Source organism: Sphingomonas sp. CFBP 13706, assembly GCF_014842355.1.
In the GTDB taxonomy this organism is placed as follows: Bacteria; Pseudomonadota; Alphaproteobacteria; order Sphingomonadales; family Sphingomonadaceae; genus Sphingomonas; species Sphingomonas aerolata.
In genome coordinates, this window is sequence record NZ_JACYVM010000001.1 from 499,623 (window position 1) to 513,843 (window position 14,221).

The 14,221-nt window shown below is 68.1% G+C and carries 15 protein-coding genes and 1 riboswitch; of the genes, 6 read left to right on the plus strand and 9 right to left on the minus strand.

Annotated elements, in window-relative coordinates; genetic code table 11:
- The first annotated feature begins 160 nt into the window (after window positions 1-160).
- Together IFS44_RS02200 and IFS44_RS02205 are read left to right on the plus strand one after the other, a co-directional pair.
- Entirely contained in the window at window positions 161-571 is a 411-nt protein-coding gene (locus tag IFS44_RS02200; RefSeq protein WP_031395134.1) for a DUF2147 domain-containing protein, read from the plus strand.
- Between the two features lie 50 nt (window positions 572-621).
- The gene (locus IFS44_RS02205) at window positions 622-1,914 is read left to right on the plus strand and encodes an OmpP1/FadL family transporter (protein ID WP_107933242.1); all 1,293 of its coding nucleotides are present in this window, start codon (window positions 622-624) and stop codon (window positions 1,912-1,914) included.
- Between the two features lie 36 nt (window positions 1,915-1,950).
- On the opposite strand, the gene cobU is transcribed toward IFS44_RS02205, so the two are convergent.
- A complete protein-coding gene (cobU, locus tag IFS44_RS02210; RefSeq protein ID WP_192097324.1) occupies window positions 1,951-2,502 on the minus strand; it encodes a bifunctional adenosylcobinamide kinase/adenosylcobinamide-phosphate guanylyltransferase in 552 nt (183 codons plus the stop codon).
- A gap of 24 nt (window positions 2,503-2,526) precedes the next feature.
- Between cobU and IFS44_RS02215 the strand changes: the two genes are divergently transcribed.
- The 3 genes from IFS44_RS02215 to IFS44_RS02225 are packed head-to-tail and all read left to right on the plus strand — an operon-like array spanning window position 2,527 to window position 5,973.
- The gene (locus IFS44_RS02215) at window positions 2,527-3,564 is read left to right on the plus strand and encodes a threonine-phosphate decarboxylase (protein WP_446740834.1); all 1,038 of its coding nucleotides are present in this window, start codon (window positions 2,527-2,529) and stop codon (window positions 3,562-3,564) included.
- A complete protein-coding gene (gene cbiB, locus IFS44_RS02220) occupies window positions 3,557-4,495 on the plus strand; it encodes an adenosylcobinamide-phosphate synthase CbiB (RefSeq protein WP_192097325.1) in 939 nt (312 codons plus the stop codon). The genes IFS44_RS02215 and cbiB overlap by 8 nt, the downstream gene beginning before the upstream one ends.
- Window positions 4,483-5,973 carry a cobyric acid synthase gene (locus tag IFS44_RS02225; protein ID WP_192097326.1) on the plus strand — a complete coding sequence of 497 codons (1,491 nt, stop codon included), beginning with the start codon at window positions 4,483-4,485 and terminating at the stop codon, window positions 5,971-5,973. The genes cbiB and IFS44_RS02225 overlap by 13 nt, the downstream gene beginning before the upstream one ends.
- Here the strand turns inward: IFS44_RS02225 and cobS are convergent.
- The 6 genes from cobS to IFS44_RS02255 all read right to left on the minus strand — a co-directional run bounded on the left by cobS (window position 5,941) and on the right by IFS44_RS02255 (window position 10,735).
- On the minus strand, window positions 5,941-6,657 hold the full coding sequence (gene cobS / locus IFS44_RS02230; protein WP_192097327.1) for an adenosylcobinamide-GDP ribazoletransferase: 717 nt from the start codon (window positions 6,655-6,657) through the stop codon (window positions 5,941-5,943). The two genes, IFS44_RS02225 and cobS, sit on opposite strands and share 33 nt — an antisense overlap.
- The gene (locus IFS44_RS02235) at window positions 6,654-7,232 is read right to left on the minus strand and encodes a histidine phosphatase family protein (protein ID WP_192097328.1); all 579 of its coding nucleotides are present in this window, start codon (window positions 7,230-7,232) and stop codon (window positions 6,654-6,656) included. The genes cobS and IFS44_RS02235 overlap by 4 nt, the downstream gene beginning before the upstream one ends.
- Entirely contained in the window at window positions 7,229-8,242 is a 1,014-nt protein-coding gene (cobT, locus tag IFS44_RS02240) for a nicotinate-nucleotide--dimethylbenzimidazole phosphoribosyltransferase (RefSeq protein WP_192097329.1), read from the minus strand. Before cobT ends, IFS44_RS02235 begins: the two co-directional genes overlap by 4 nt.
- Window positions 8,239-8,655 carry a DUF1636 domain-containing protein gene (locus IFS44_RS02245; protein ID WP_056407800.1) on the minus strand — a complete coding sequence of 139 codons (417 nt, stop codon included), beginning with the start codon at window positions 8,653-8,655 and terminating at the stop codon, window positions 8,239-8,241. Before IFS44_RS02245 ends, cobT begins: the two co-directional genes overlap by 4 nt.
- Before the next feature lie 97 nt (window positions 8,656-8,752).
- A riboswitch (cobalamin riboswitch) is annotated at window positions 8,753-8,939 on the minus strand.
- 21 nt (window positions 8,940-8,960) lie between these two features.
- Entirely contained in the window at window positions 8,961-9,746 is a 786-nt protein-coding gene (locus tag IFS44_RS02250) for an ATP-binding cassette domain-containing protein (protein WP_192097330.1), read from the minus strand.
- A complete protein-coding gene (locus IFS44_RS02255; RefSeq protein ID WP_037528769.1) occupies window positions 9,740-10,735 on the minus strand; it encodes a FecCD family ABC transporter permease in 996 nt (331 codons plus the stop codon). The genes IFS44_RS02250 and IFS44_RS02255 overlap by 7 nt, the downstream gene beginning before the upstream one ends.
- A 67-nt stretch (window positions 10,736-10,802) precedes the next feature.
- Here IFS44_RS02255 and IFS44_RS02260 point away from each other — a divergent pair, with 67 nt between their 5' ends.
- Window positions 10,803-11,651 carry an ABC transporter substrate-binding protein gene (locus tag IFS44_RS02260; protein ID WP_192097331.1) on the plus strand — a complete coding sequence of 283 codons (849 nt, stop codon included), beginning with the start codon at window positions 10,803-10,805 and terminating at the stop codon, window positions 11,649-11,651.
- Here IFS44_RS02260 and cobO read toward each other — a convergent pair.
- Together cobO and IFS44_RS02270 are read right to left on the minus strand one after the other, a co-directional pair.
- Entirely contained in the window at window positions 11,648-12,247 is a 600-nt protein-coding gene (cobO, locus tag IFS44_RS02265) for a cob(I)yrinic acid a,c-diamide adenosyltransferase (RefSeq protein WP_197977715.1), read from the minus strand. The genes IFS44_RS02260 and cobO overlap by 4 nt on opposite strands.
- Window positions 12,247-14,205, minus strand: coding sequence for a TonB-dependent receptor plug domain-containing protein (locus IFS44_RS02270; protein WP_192097332.1), 1,959 nt, complete (start codon window positions 14,203-14,205; stop codon window positions 12,247-12,249). The genes cobO and IFS44_RS02270 overlap by 1 nt, the downstream gene beginning before the upstream one ends.
- Between the last annotated feature and the right edge of the window lie 16 nt (window positions 14,206-14,221).

Sequence of the window (14,221 nt, forward strand, 5' to 3'; positions counted from 1 at the left end):
TGCCCGGATCAGTAAGAACACTTGACTATTGTTTGTACAAATCTAGGCGGGTCGACGACATGCCGTATACGGCAGCGGACTCGCGAATAGGTCGCGGGGCTCGCAAATACACTGGGTGACCGTACAGATGCGGCGCCCCGACACTAGGAGAGGATAGACGATGTCCCTGATGATGATCGCCGCGCTGCTCGCCGGCGCGCCCGCGACCGCCGACACCGTGGTCGGCCGCTGGCGGACCGAGACGCACAACGCCATCGTCGAGATCGCGCGCTGCGGCCCCTCGATCTGCGGCAAGATCCTGACCTCCGACGCGCTGCGCGCCAACCCGTCGATGAAGGACGCCAACAACAGCAACACCGCGCTGCGCAGCCGTCCGATCCAGGGCATGCAGATGCTCAGCGGCTTCAAGTCCGACAAGGACGGCGTCTGGAGCAGCGGCCAGGTCTACAATGCCGAGGACGGCAAGACCTATAGTGGCAAGATCACCCCGGTCGGCGCGAACCAATTGAAGCTGCGCGGCTGCGTCTTCTTCCCGCTCTGCAAGACCCAGACCTGGACGCGCGTCCGCTGATCCCAGGTCCCTTTTATCTTCCCAAAAGTTAGCGTTCAGGAATTTTGTAAATGTCGTTTCGTACCAAGGCCCCGTTGCTGGCCGTGACCGCGCTCGTCTCCGCTTTCGGATGCGCCAGCACCGCCTATGCCGACGCCTTCTATCTCCAGGCGCAGTCGGCGCGCGGCGCGGGCCGTGCGTTTTCGGGTGAAGCCGCCGATACCGGCGCCGCGTCGCTCTGGTGGAACCCCGCCGCGATCGCCGGCATCCGCGACGGCAGCGCGACGCTCAGCGCCAGCGCGATCATCCCGCGCGGCGACGTGATCGACACCGGCTCGCAGATCTGCCGCCCGGGCGGCCAGCCCTGCACCGCGATCAGCGGCCAGTCGAATTCGAGCGACCCGGTCAACAAGGGCGTCGTCCCCTCCGGCGCGGTCGCCTATCCGCTGACCGATCGGATCGCGGTCGGCCTCGTCGTCACCTCGCCGTTCAGCTTCACGACCAACTATGACGCCGACAGCTGGGCCCGCTACAGCGCGGACAAGACCCGCCTGCGCACGATCGACATCCAGCCCTCGATCGGCGTCGAGCTGACCGACTGGCTCCGCGTCGGCGGTGCGCTCAACGTCGAATATACCGACGCGATCCTCAGCAACGCGCTGCCCAACGTCTCCGCGGCACAGCCCGACGGCCGCCAGGAACTCAGCGGCGACGGCTGGGATCTCGGCTGGACCGCGGGCGTCCAGCTCCACAACGACTTCGCCACCGTCGGCGTCACCTACAAGTCGAGCATCCGCCACAAGCTGAAGGGCGACCTCGTCGTCACCGGCCTGCTCGGCCCGCTCGCCGGCGGCAATACCGAAGTCTCGGGCGCGACCGCGGAGTTCAACACCCCCGGTCAGGTCATCGTCGCGGGCCGCGTCCGCGCCACCGACCAGCTGACGCTCAACGCCCAGGTCATCGCGTTCAACTGGAGCAAGTTCGACACGATCGATCTCGGCGCGCCGCTCAACACGTCGATCCCCGAAAACTACCGCGACAGCTGGAGCCTCGCGGGCGGCCTCGACTATGACGTCACGCCAAAACTGACCGTGCGCGGCGGTGTCCAGCGCACCAAGACGCCGACCCAGGACGGCCAGCGCGACGCGCGCGTCCCCGACGCCGATCGCTGGACCTATGCCGCCGGCGCCTCCTACCAGCTGACGCCGCGCATCGCGGTCGACGCCGCCGCGCAATATGTCGACTTCGAGAACACGACGATCGACCGCGCCACTTTGGTCGCGGGCAGCATCATCCGCACCAACGGCGCGCTCCGCGACGCCAGCGCGATCGTCACCTCGCTCGGCGCCCGCGTCTCGTTCTGACGCCGCCAGCCCCTCCCCATATCGGGGAGGGGCACCCTATCCCTTCATCCGGATCGTCAGCCCGGACACCGCGAGATCGACCGTCTCGACCGCAGCCGCGACCCGCTGGTTGAGCATCCCGGCCAGATCGCGGAACCGCCGCGCCATCGCATTGTCGGGCACGATCCCCATCCCGACCTCGTTGGTGACCAGCACCAGCCGCCCCGCGACGCGACCGATCGCGTCCAGCAGCGCGACGATCGCCGTCTCCGCATCGGCCTCCGCCAGCATCAGGTTCGACGCCCACAAGGTCAGGCAGTCGACCAGTATCACCCCGTCCGGCGCATCCGCCTCGACGATCGCCTCTGCCAGCGCGAGCGGCGCCTCGACCGTCCGCCACCGTTCGTCCCGCTCCGAGCGATGCCGCGCGATCCGCTCGGTCATCTCCCCGTCGAACGCCTGCGCGGTCGCGATATAGACCAGCGCGTGGCCACCTGCCGCCTCTGCCCCCGCCTCTGCCAAAGCCTGCGCATGGCGGCTCTTGCCCGAGCGCGCACCGCCGGTCACCAGCACCGTCTTTCCAAACCCCTGCACGACCGTCTCCTCCATCGCCTCTTGCGCTATCCCCGGCGAATGGCGAAGGCCAGCAGCAACGCCGCGGCATCGCCGGCGCAGGGGACGCATGTGAACGCGCTGATGGAACATGGCGGTCGGATCGACAGCGCGCAGGCGCTGTACCCGCACGCGCCGCGTCCCTGGCTCGACCTGTCGACCGGGATCAACCCCTGCGCGTGGGAGCCGCCCGTCGATCTCGCGGTCGACCTGCGCAACCTCCCCTCGCCCGCCGCGCTCGCGGCGCTCGAGGCCGTCGCCGCGCGCCATTTCGGCACCGACCCCGCGCGCGTCGTGGCGCTGCCCGGCACCGAGATCGGCCTCCGCCTGCTCGGCGAGCTCGGCCTGCCCGCCCCCGCCCGCCATGTCGGCCCCAGCTACGCGACGCACGAAGCGGTCTTCCCCGCGCGTATCTCGATCGACAGCCTCGCCGACGAAGCGGCCAGCGGCGGCACCATCCTGCTCGCCAACCCGAACAACCCCGACGGCCGTCTGGTCAGTCCGGACGCGCTTCGGCCAGTAATCGACCGGCTCCGCGAGCATGCAGGCTGGCTGGTCGTCGACGAGGCCTTCGCCGACACGCTCCCCGACGCCGGCCTGGCCTCGCAGCTTTCCGCAGAAGATCCCGTTATCCTGTTCCGATCATTCGGAAAGTTCTTCGGACTCGCGGGTGTCAGGCTCGGCTTCATGATCGCACCGCCCGGCATCGTCGCGCAGGTCCGCGACCATCTGGGCAGCTGGCCGATCTCCGCCACCGCACTCGCGATCGGCACCGCCGCCTATGCCGACCGCGACTGGATCGACACGACGCGAACGCAGCTCGTCACTCGCGCGGCCGCGCTCGACGCGGTGCTTCTCCGCCATGGGCTGACCACGACGGGCGCCTGCCCGCTCTTCCGCCTCATCGCAACAGACGACGCCAAGTCCCTGTTCGAACGCCTGAATATGGCGGGCATCCTGACCCGACCCTTCACCTATGACCCCCGCTGGCTGCGTCTCGGCGTCCCGGCCGACGCGGCCGCACTGGCGCGTCTCGACGCGGCACTTACGCATGGCTGATCCCGTCGCGCTCATCGCCCTCGCGCTCGACGCCGCGTTCGGCTGGCCGGAACGGCTCTACCGCCGGATCGGTCATCCCGTCGGCGCGATCGCCGCGATCATCGGCAGCCTTGAAAAGGCGCTCAACCGTCCGTCATGGCCGGACGTGACGCGCCGCATCGCCGGGGTCGCGACGCTCGTGATCACGCTCGCGGTGACGGGCGGGATCGCCTGGGGCGCGATCTGGCTGCTGACGACCTATCTCGGCGGCTATGCCTGGATCGGCATCGGCCTCCTCGCCGCCCCCGGTCTCGCGCAGCGCAGCCTCAACGATCACGTCGCCCCGATCGCCACTGCGCTCGGCAAGGGTGACGTGCAGGGCGCGCGGATCGCGGTCGGCCGGATCGTCGGTCGCGACACCGACCGGCTCGACTCCGCCGGCATCGCCCGCGCCGGAATCGAAAGCCTTGCCGAGAGCTTCTGCGACGGCATCGTCGCGCCGCTCTTCTGGCTGCTTATCGGCGGGCTTCCCGGGCTGTGGATCTACAAGGCGATCAACACCGCCGACAGCCTGATCGGCCACCGAGAGTCACGCTGGCGCGCGTTCGGATGGGCCTCGGCACGGATCGACGATCTCGCCAACTGGATCCCCGCGCGGATCAGCGGCGCCCTGCTGTGTCTCGCCGGCCCCGGCGGCTGGCGCGTGATGCGGCGCGACGCGCGCAAGCACGCCTCGCCCAATGCCGGCTGGCCCGAGGCGGCGATGGCGGGCGTGCTCGACCTCCGCCTCGCCGGTCCGGTCAGCTATGACGGCGTCACCCAGCTGAAGCCCTGGATCGGCAGCGGTCGCCCCGCCGCCACCGCCGCCGACATCGCCCGCGCGCTTCAGGTCTATCGCCGCGCCTGCCTGCTGCTCTGGATCGTCACGGGGGCGCTGCTGTGGGTGCGGTGATGCTTCAGGGCACCGGCTCGGACGTCGGCAAGTCGGTGCTCGTCGCCGGCCTCTGTCGCGCGCTGGCCAATCGCGGGCTCGCCGTCCGGCCCTTCAAGCCGCAGAACATGTCGAACAACGCCGCCGTCACCGCTGATGGCGGCGAGATCGGCCGCGCGCAGGCGACCCAGGCGATCGCCGCGCGCACCGCTGCGACCACCGACATGAACCCCGTCCTGCTCAAGCCGCAGGGCGACCGCAGCTCGCAGCTGGTCGTCCACGGCAAGGTCCGCGGCATCCTGCGCGCGAGCCGCTGGCGCGAGGGACGCGCGGGGCTGATGGACGACGTGCTCGCCAGCTATCACCGGCTGCGTGCGCAGGCGGACATCGTCGTCGTCGAGGGCGCGGGCAGCCCCGCCGAGATCAACCTGCGCGCCGCCGACATCGCAAACATGGGCTTTGCGCGCGCCGCCGGCGTCCCCGTCATCCTGATCGGCGATATCGACCGCGGCGGCGTCATCGCCTCGCTCGTCGGCACGCGCGCGGTGATCGATCCCGCCGACGCCGCGATGATCCACGGCTTCCTCGTCAACAAGTTTCGCGGCGACCCCGCGCTGTTCGACGACGGCTATCGCGCGATCGAGGCGCGGTCGGGCTGGCGCGGCTATGGCGTCATCCCCTGGCTCCCCGAGGCCGCTCGCCTGCCGAGCGAGGATGCGGTCATTCTCGAACACCGGACCGGTCACGGCCAGCAGGACGGCCAGGTCGTCATCGCCTGTCCGATCACCCCGCGCATCGCCAATTTCGATGATCTCGATCCGCTACGGCTCGACCCCGGCGTCACGTTGGTCATGGTCCCGCCCGGCGAACCGATCCCCGACGCCGACATGATCATCCTCGCCGGCTCCAAGGCGACGATCCCCGACCTCGCCTTTCTCCGCGCACAGGGCTGGGACATCGACATCCACGCGCACCGCCGCCGCGGCCGCCCCGTGCTCGGGCTGTGCGGCGGCTATCAGATGCTCGGTCGCAGCATCGCCGATCCGGACGGGCTGGAGGGTCCCGCCGGTATCGCCCCCGGGCTCGGCCTGCTCGACGTCGCGACGATCCTGTCCCCCGCCAAGACGCTCGAACGCGTCGCCGGCACCGCGATCGGCGCACGGTTCGACGGCTATGAAATCCATATCGGCGAGACCACCGGCCCCGACACCGCGCGCGCGCTCACGACCCGCGACGATGGCCGCCGCGACGGCGCGGTCAGTCCCGACGGGCTCGTCTCCGGCAGCTATGTCCACGGCCTGCTCGGCCTCGCGGATCAGCGCCGCGCCTGGCTCAGCCGGCTCGGGGTCGATGCGGTCGGGCCCGATCATTCGGCGTCGATCGACGCCGCGCTCGATGCGATCGCCGAAACGCTCGAACGCCATCTCGATATCGATGCGCTGATCGCATTGTCGAAGCTCGCCGGCTCAGACGCGGCCGGCAATGGCGAGCGCGACTAGCATCCCGGTTTCGACGAATTCGATCCCCGCACCGTGGCAATCCCCCGATACGCCGCCGACCCGCCGGATCAGCCACCAGCCGAACAGCGCGATCAGTGCAGGGGCCCCTGCAACGGCATGCACAGGCACCCCTAAACACCCTGTTACGCACCCCCAAAAGACCAGATCGTGCACCCTGATCTTCCCTGCCACCATCCCTCCCAGCCCGCCCTCGCGGAGCAGCGGCACCCACCGCGCCCAGCATAACGGCCCCATTCGCGCGAGCATCGGGACGAGGATCACGACCGCCCATCCCTGCGCGGAGACGGCGTGCAATAAGACAAGTTTTGCAAGAAGTTGCAGGACGATCATCACAACGCCGAAGCTGCCGATATGCGGATCGGCCATCACGGCGATCAGCCTGTCGCGATTGCCATGCGCGGCACCCAGCCCGTCCGCCAGATCTGCCAGCCCATCCAGGTGCAAAGCCCCTGTAATCGCTACCCAAATAGTCAGCGCGGCGAGCGCACCGGTCCACGGATCGACCTGCGCGCCGACCCACCCCGCTCCCGCGACGACCACCCCGATGCACGCCCCGACGACCGGATAACACCGGATCGCCGCTGCAAAATCCTCTGCATCGGCAACGACTTGCGGCATCGGCACGCGCGTCAGGAAGCCGAAGGCGACGATCAGCCGCTTCACGAAACCGGATCCGTCTGCAGCCCCACGATCTGCGCCGTCCGGTCCGGCCAGATCCGCAAACTAATCAGCGCCGCATAAGGCAAATCGAACGCCCAGAGCTCGCGAAACCCGAACCCGCAAAGCGATTTTAACGCCGCACGCATCGCTCCGCCATGTGTCACGATCAATGAGGGTTCAGGTGTAAGGTCTTCTATCGCATCGGTAATTCTCACGACCAGATCGCTCCACCGTTCGCCACCCGGTGGCGGTGCACTGTCCGGATCATCCCAGAACCGCTGCAACGCCGCAGCGTCGATCTCCGCCGCAGCCAGCCCGTCCCAGTCTCCGAAATCCAGCTCCCGCCACCGCGCATCAGTCGTTGGAGCAACCCCCCGCTCCCGCCCGACGGCATCCGCAATAGCCTGCGATCGCATGAGATTAGAACAGACCAGCCCCTTGAAATCCAATGATTTCACCCGCGCCACACAGGCCGCCAGACCCTCCGCCGTGACCGGACTATCAGTCCGCCCCAGCATCCGCCCGCCCAGTTCAGGCGCACCATGCCGCAACAGGTGGAGCAGGAACGCCCCACTCACGCCACCGACACCCCCGCCTCGGCAAACGTCGCCATCCCGTCATGCGCCGCCAGCGCCGACCGGATCACTCCCACCGCAACCGCCGCCCCGCTTCCCTCCCCCAACCGCATCCCAAGTCTTAGTAAAGGCTCGAGTTTCAGCGCGGCGAGCAGTCGCTCATGCCCCGGCTCAGCCGAACAATGTCCGGCAATGCAATGCTCTGTGATGCCAGGATACGCCGCCGCGATCGGTGCGATCGCCGCCGACGAAATGAATCCGTCCAGCATCACCGGCACCCCCGCCAGCCGCGCCGCCACCACCGCGCCAGCGATCGCGACGATTTCTCGCCCCCCCACCCGCCGCAACGTCTCGAACGGCTTACGCGGGAAATCAGCATGCCGCCCAATCCCCGCCTCGACCACCGCGATTTTCCGCGAGATTCCCGCAACATCAACTCCCGTCCCCGGCCCAACCCAGCCGGCGGCGGTTCCGCCGTAACTGCGCAGACACAGTGCTGCGGCCGACGTCGAATTGCCGATCCCCATTTCGCCAACGACGAGCAAGTCGAGCCCCGGCACGACGACGTCGGCGCCAATGTTGAGTGCGACGAGACACGCGGCTTCGTCCATCGCCGGCCCCGTCGTGAAATCTGCCGTAGGGGTTTCCAGATCGATGTCGGCGATGACGAGCTCGAGCCCGACGGCATCCGCCAGCGCATTGATGGCCGCGCCCCCATGGCGGAAATTCTCGACCATCTGTGTGGTTACGGAAACCGGGAAAGCGCTCACCCCGTGCACCGCAACGCCGTGATTTCCGGCGAAAATCGCCGCTCGCGCACGCTCGAACCGCGGCCGCTCGCGCCTCTGCCAGCCCGCCATGAAGACTGCGAGGTCTTCAAGTCGGCCGAGTGATCCGGGCGGCTTGGTCAACTGTGCTTGCCGCAGCGATGCGGCCCCTCGCGCGGCTTCGTCTGCCGCAGGAAGGGCCTCCAGCGCCGCCTCGAACGCCGCGACCGTCGGGAAAAGCGTCACTGCGCGACATAGCCGGCGGGGGGCGTCCGGGTGATGAAATGCCCCTTGATCCCGGCGGGCCACTGCCGAAACGGCACCTGCCCCTCCGCACTCTCCGCATGCAGCACGGCATAATCGAGGATCGCTCGCGCAGCCTCCTCATCCGGCGTGAAGCGCCCCAGCACATAGCCGATCTTCGCGGGCCCACGAACATGGATGGTGCAGAAGTCCTGGCAGGCGAACAGGCACGGCATCGCCTGCACCGCAATCCCGGCATAGCGCGGATCACTCGCCTGGACCGCCTGCAACGCCGCGACGAGTCTCGCACCGCCCCGCATGCCCTCGGCATCGTCCTTCGCATCGGTGGACGCGCGGCAGGTGCTGCAGGCGACGACGGCCGCACCGTCTTCGGCGGGAACCAGTAGATTCGGCATTGAAACCCCATGACATACGCGCCCGCGGCACAGGCCGCAGGCTGGTTATGTCGTCGCGCGGGTTTACCCCCGTCCGCTCGGCGCACCCTGGCCGGACGAAAGACGACTGCGACGGGCAGGTCTCCTGGCTCACGGGTCACAGCCCTTCGCGCCGCCTTCTCGGGACCGGGATCCCAATGGCATGTTGGCACGATGGCTCGCCGCTTACAGTTGCAGGGGCAGCCGGGGTTCTCCCGTTCCCTTTTCATCCCCGTCGCCGAGGAACCTGTCGCGGTCAGAGGGATAGGCCGGGCAAGCGGCCCGGGTCAATCGCCCTGCGCGCTGTCACGCGTCAGCGGTACCACGACCGGTACGCCCTCGATCGATCCGAACCACGCCCGAACGCCATAGGTCTCACGCAGCCGCGCCGGCGTCAGAACTGCCGACGGCGCGCCGTCGGCCACGAGCCGTCCTGCGTCGAGCACGAGGATACGATCGCAATAGCGCGCGGCGAGCCCCAGATCATGCAGCACGGCGATCACCAGAACGCCGCGCGCGGCCTCCGCCCGCAGGATGTCCATGACCGCGATCTGATGCGCGGGATCGAGCGATGCGAGCGGCTCGTCGACAATCAGCGCCCGCGCCTCGACCGCGAGTGCCCTTGCCAGCAGGACCCGAGCCCGCTCGCCCCCCGAGATTTCGGTCGCGACACGCGCGGCAAGCGGGGTCACGTCCGCCACCGCCATCGCACGGGCAATCGCATCACGATCCTGCTGAGAAATGCGCGACAACGGTGCGAGATGGGGCAACCGGCCCAGCGCGACGAGACGCTCGACAGTCAGCGGCCAATGAAGACTTTGACCCTGCGGCAGATACGCGACCGTCTGCGCAATCTCGCGTCGCGAGCGCTCCGCCAGCGGAACCCCGTCGAGCAGGATCTCCCCAGTAGCGGGAACCAGCCCGAGCAGCGCCTGAACCAGCGTCGATTTGCCCGCCCCATTGGGGCCGACGATCCCGATGAGCGCGCCGCCCTCTGCTGCGAAGCTGACATCGTCGACCACGACCCGCCGTGCACGGCGGACGTTGAGGCGGTCCGCGGAGAGGGCTACCACAGCCGCCGCTCGCGCATGAGGTGGACGAGGAACACCGGCACGCCGAGAAACGCGGTGACGACCCCGAGCTTGAGTTCGTTCGACGTCGGGATCACCCGGACCAGCACGTCGGCAAAGGTGAGCAATGCGGCCCCGCCCAGTGCGGAGGGCAGCAGGATCGCCGACGGCGAACGATCTGTCATCGGCCGGACGAGATGCGGGACGATCAGGCCGATGAACCCGATCGCGCCCGATACCGCGACTGCGCCGCCGACCCCGATCGCCACCCCGACCAGCATCCGAACGCGCGTCCGACGCAGATCGACGCCGAGCGCGCGCGCGCCATCCTCGCCAAGCGTCAGCGCGTCGAGCGCATGGCTGTCCCAGGCGACCAGCACCATGCCGAGTGTGATACAGGGCAGCGCCAGCGCGACATGGCTGAACGACCGGTCTTCGAGCGACCCGAGCAACCAGGTCATGATCTCCATCGCCGCAAACGGGTTCGGGGACAGGTTGAGCGCAAGACTGACCCCCGCGACGGCCAGCGTTCCGACCGCGATCCCCGCGAGGATCAGTGACAAGGCGCTTTGCGACCCCGCCGACAGCACGAACAGCAACCCCAGCGCCGCGAACGCCCCGGCGATCGCCACAATCGGCAGCATCGCCGGGTAAAGCTCCGCCAGCCCGAAATACAGCGCGATCACCGCGCCCAGCGATGCGCCGTTCGACGCACCCAGCACCGATGGCTCGGCCAACGGATTGCGCAGGAACCCCTGCAGCGCGGCACCCGAAAGCCCCAGCATCGCGCCGACCGCCAGCCCGAGGATCGCGCGCGGCAGACGAAGTTCGAACAGGATGGCGCGTTCGATCGGATCGCCCTGCCCGCTGAGCGCCCGCACGACATGCGCCAGCGGGATCGCCGCGCTACCCACCGCGACCGACGCGGCGCCGGCCAACAGCGCAAGCAGCGCGAGGCCACCGACCAATCGCGCACGCGTCACGCGTTCCATAGTGCCAGATCCCACCGCATCGATTTCCGCCTAGCGCATAAGCGGCCGCTGCGGCAGGGCTTTGCGCATGCGCGGCCGCCGTCTCCTGACCATCCTGATGATCGCCGCCGCCGGCGCACCTGCCGCGGCGGCGGCGCCTAGACCGCCGCGGCGTATCGTCTCGCTCAACCTGTGCGCGGACCAATATCTTCTGGCGCTCGCCGACCCCGCACAGATCGTCGCACTGACCCGGTTCGCGCGCGATCCGAACATGTCCGCTGCCGCCAACGCCGCGCGTACCATGCCCGTCAGCCGCGGCAGCGCAGAAGACGTGCTGATGCTGCGTCCCGATCTGGTCATCGCCTCGCCGTTCCGACGCCAGACGGTCACGGCCGTGCTGGCCGGACGGCACGTCGATACGCTCGATCTGCCCCCCGCGGACAGCTATGCCGCGATCGTGTTGCAAGTCCGTCAGGTTGCCGCGGCCATCGGCCACCGCGATCGCGGCGAAACGCTGATCCGCCGGATGGACACCGCGCTTGCACAATTGCCGCGCGCGCCGGGAGTTGGTCGTACGGCAGCCTATTATCAGCGTCGGGGTTTCCTGACCGGTACCGGCACGCTCGTCGACGAACTGATGCAGCGTCTCGGGCTTGCCAATCTCGCGACCCGGCTCGGCAAACCGGCACTATCGCAACTGTCGCTTGAACAGATGGCGCTCGCACGCCCGGACTATCTCATAGTCGAAAGCGCCACCGACCACGTGACCGATCAGGGCACCGAAATGCTGCATCATCCGATTCTCGACGGGATTCCCCGTCTGCGCATCCCCGAGGCGTGGACCGTCTGCGGAGGTCCCGCCTATGTGCTGGCCGCGCGAAGCCTCGCAGCGCAGTTGCGCACGCCGCGTCCGACCGTTCCTCGCCGCGACCGTTAGAACTCAACGCCGGCCTGGGCCTTGACCCCGCCCCGGAACGGATGCTTGACCTGCCCCATCTCGGTGACGAGATCCGCCGCGGCAATCAACGCCTCGGGCGCGTTGCGTCCCGTCGCCACGACATGCGTCATCGCCGGTCGCGCCGCGAACCCCGCAAGCACCTCGTCGAGTGGCAGATAGTCATAGCGCAGGACGATGTTGATCTCGTCGGCGATGACCATCGCATAGCTCGGGTCGAGGATCATTCGGCGGACCTCGTCCCACCCTTCGCGCGCCACCGCGATATCGCGGGCCCGATCTTGCGTATCCCAGGTAAAGCCCTCGCCCATCGGCTTGAATTCGACCAGATCGGGAAAGGCGTCAAAGATGACCTTCTCGCCGGTCGTCATCGCACCCTTGACGAACTGTACGATCCCGACCTTTCGCCCATGCCCCATCATCCGCACCGCCATGCCAAGCGCCGCGGTGGTCTTGCCCTTGCCCGGTCCGGTGTGGACCATCAGCAGGCCCTTCTCGATCGTCTTGGCCGCGACGATCTTGTCCTGGACGACCTTCTTCTTGGCCATCCGCGCCGTGTGCTCCGCCTCGCTCCGCATCAGAATGCTGCCTTCACGCCGGCATAGGCGCCGCGCCCCTGGCCAACATAGCTGAACACCTCCTCGTACCGCTCGTCGAACAGGTTTTCGACCCGACCGAAGACCGATAGCCGGGGCGTCAGCTTGTACGCCGCGTTCAGGTTGACGAGGACATATTCCTGGAGCGAAACGCGGACAGGGACATAGCTCGGATCGGTATAGGCATCGTCCTGCTGCCGGCCATTATACCGGACGGTGAGGGTCGCCGAGGCGCGCTCGTCGCGGCTGAATGCGGTCATGTTGACGCTGCCGATATGGTTGGGGCGCCGGATCTCCACGCCCCCGTCCTCGCGCGCCTTCAGATAGGTATAGGCGAGGTCGAAGCGCAGTTGTGCGATCGGTCGGGCTGTGGCGAACACTTCGACGCCATGCTGCGTCGACCGCGTATCGCGGTTGCCGGGCGTCGCGACGAAGTCGGGGGCAGGATAGGTAGTGAAGATCTCGTTCTTCAGCCGACTGTCGAAATAGGTCGCGCCGATCGTCGCACGATCCCCCCCGAAAGCCTGTTCGACCCCGGCTTCCCACCCCTTTGACTTTTCGGGCGTGAGGTTCGGATTGCCGATGTAGCGACCGTCGGAATAGCCGAAGAGATCGAAATAGCCGGGGTTCTTCACGCCGGTACCGTAGGCGCCGCGCACCCGCGTTCCGGTCGCGAACCGGTAGCTCGCCTGCGCGCGATAGGTGGTGGTGTCATCGAACCGGTTATTCTCGTCGCGCCGCACCGATCCGCCGATCGCGAGCGCATCGTCGATCACGACGTCATACTGTCCCACGATCCCAACATTGTCAGTGTGCCGCCGTCCGGTGAAGACGAACTCTGAAGGGACCGGACTAAGCGTCTGGAATTCCTCACGCTCGACATCGACTGCGGCGGTCAGCCGATGCCGGATGCGATCGGTGCCGAACCGGAAGGCGCTTTCGAACGATCCCTTGTACCGTCGTGCCTTGTTGCCAAAGCTCAAGGCATCGTCGACCAGCGCCCGGCGTGTCGTATCGGCAAACTGGCCGCTGAGCGCATTCGTCCAGCGGCCATCCGCCAGCGCCAACTCGGCGCGGAGAAGCCCGTAATAGGCTTCCACCGTGCTGCGCGCGCCGGGCGTATCGACGATCGTGCCGAACTGCGGGCCGCTCAATGCCGTGTCGTTGCTGTCGGCATCGGTATAGCTATAGCGCCCGACGCCCGTGACCTTCAGCATGTCGGTCGGCGACCAGCTGAGCTTGCCCGTCGCGCCGACGCTCTTCGCGCCGATGTCGCGCGATCCGCCCCGTGCGGTCGGCGTGCCGTCGGTGAGGTAGGTCGAGCTCGACAGCGCGTAATCGAGATTGCCCGCCACGCCCGCGACCCGGGCGCCTCCAGAAAACGTGCCGAACGATCCCCCTTCGGCCCGCAGTGATACGCCCGGGGCCTCCGCGCCGCTCGGCGTGAGATACTGGATGACGCCGCCGATCGCGTCGGACCCGTACAGCGCCGATTGTTGGCCGCGCAGCACCTCGACCCGTGCCGCCTCGTCGGCAATCAGTGTGCCGAAATCATATTCGCCCTGATAGGGATCGGACACTTCGATCCCGTCGATCAGCACCAGCACGTGATTGCCCTCCGACCCGCGGATCCGGACCTGCGTCGTCCCCCCGACCGCGCCGGTCCGGCTGACCGCCAGTCCGGGGACGTCGCGCAGCACGTCGGACACGATCCGCGTCTGCCGCTGGTCGAGCGTCGCTGCGTCGAGCACCGTCACCGACGCCCCGAGCTGATCGGCGGGAACAGCGTCCCCCGACCTTGATGCGGTAATCACCAGCTCGGCGCCACCCGCTGCCGCCTCGCCCGTCGGCGCAGTAACCGGATCGGGCTCGGCCGCAGCCGGCGATGCAAAGGCCGTGGCGGTCGCGAGCGCCGCAAGCGAAACGAAAATTCTGGTCATGAAACGATACCCCCGG

What these genes read in the sequence shown, in the direction of transcription:
- IFS44_RS02255 (WP_037528769.1), bottom strand. Translation starts at nt 10,735, where the DNA reads ATGGAACGCGTGACGCGTGCGCGATTGGTCGGTGGCCTCGCGCTGCTT.
- IFS44_RS02270 (WP_192097332.1), bottom strand. Translation starts at nt 14,205, where the DNA reads ATGACCAGAATTTTCGTTTCGCTTGCGGCGCTCGCGACCGCCACGGCC.
- IFS44_RS02200 (WP_031395134.1), top strand. Translation starts at nt 161, where the DNA reads ATGTCCCTGATGATGATCGCCGCGCTGCTCGCCGGCGCGCCCGCGACC.
- IFS44_RS02215 (WP_446740834.1), top strand. Translation starts at nt 2,527, where the DNA reads ATGGCGAAGGCCAGCAGCAACGCCGCGGCATCGCCGGCGCAGGGGACG.
- cobU (WP_192097324.1), bottom strand. Translation starts at nt 2,502, where the DNA reads ATGGAGGAGACGGTCGTGCAGGGGTTTGGAAAGACGGTGCTGGTGACC.
- IFS44_RS02260 (WP_192097331.1), top strand. Translation starts at nt 10,803, where the DNA reads ATGCGCGGCCGCCGTCTCCTGACCATCCTGATGATCGCCGCCGCCGGC.
- IFS44_RS02245 (WP_056407800.1), bottom strand. Translation starts at nt 8,655, where the DNA reads ATGCCGAATCTACTGGTTCCCGCCGAAGACGGTGCGGCCGTCGTCGCC.
- IFS44_RS02205 (WP_107933242.1), top strand. Translation starts at nt 622, where the DNA reads ATGTCGTTTCGTACCAAGGCCCCGTTGCTGGCCGTGACCGCGCTCGTC.
- cobO (WP_197977715.1), bottom strand. Translation starts at nt 12,247, where the DNA reads ATGCGGAGCGAGGCGGAGCACACGGCGCGGATGGCCAAGAAGAAGGTC.
- cbiB (WP_192097325.1), top strand. Translation starts at nt 3,557, where the DNA reads ATGGCTGATCCCGTCGCGCTCATCGCCCTCGCGCTCGACGCCGCGTTC.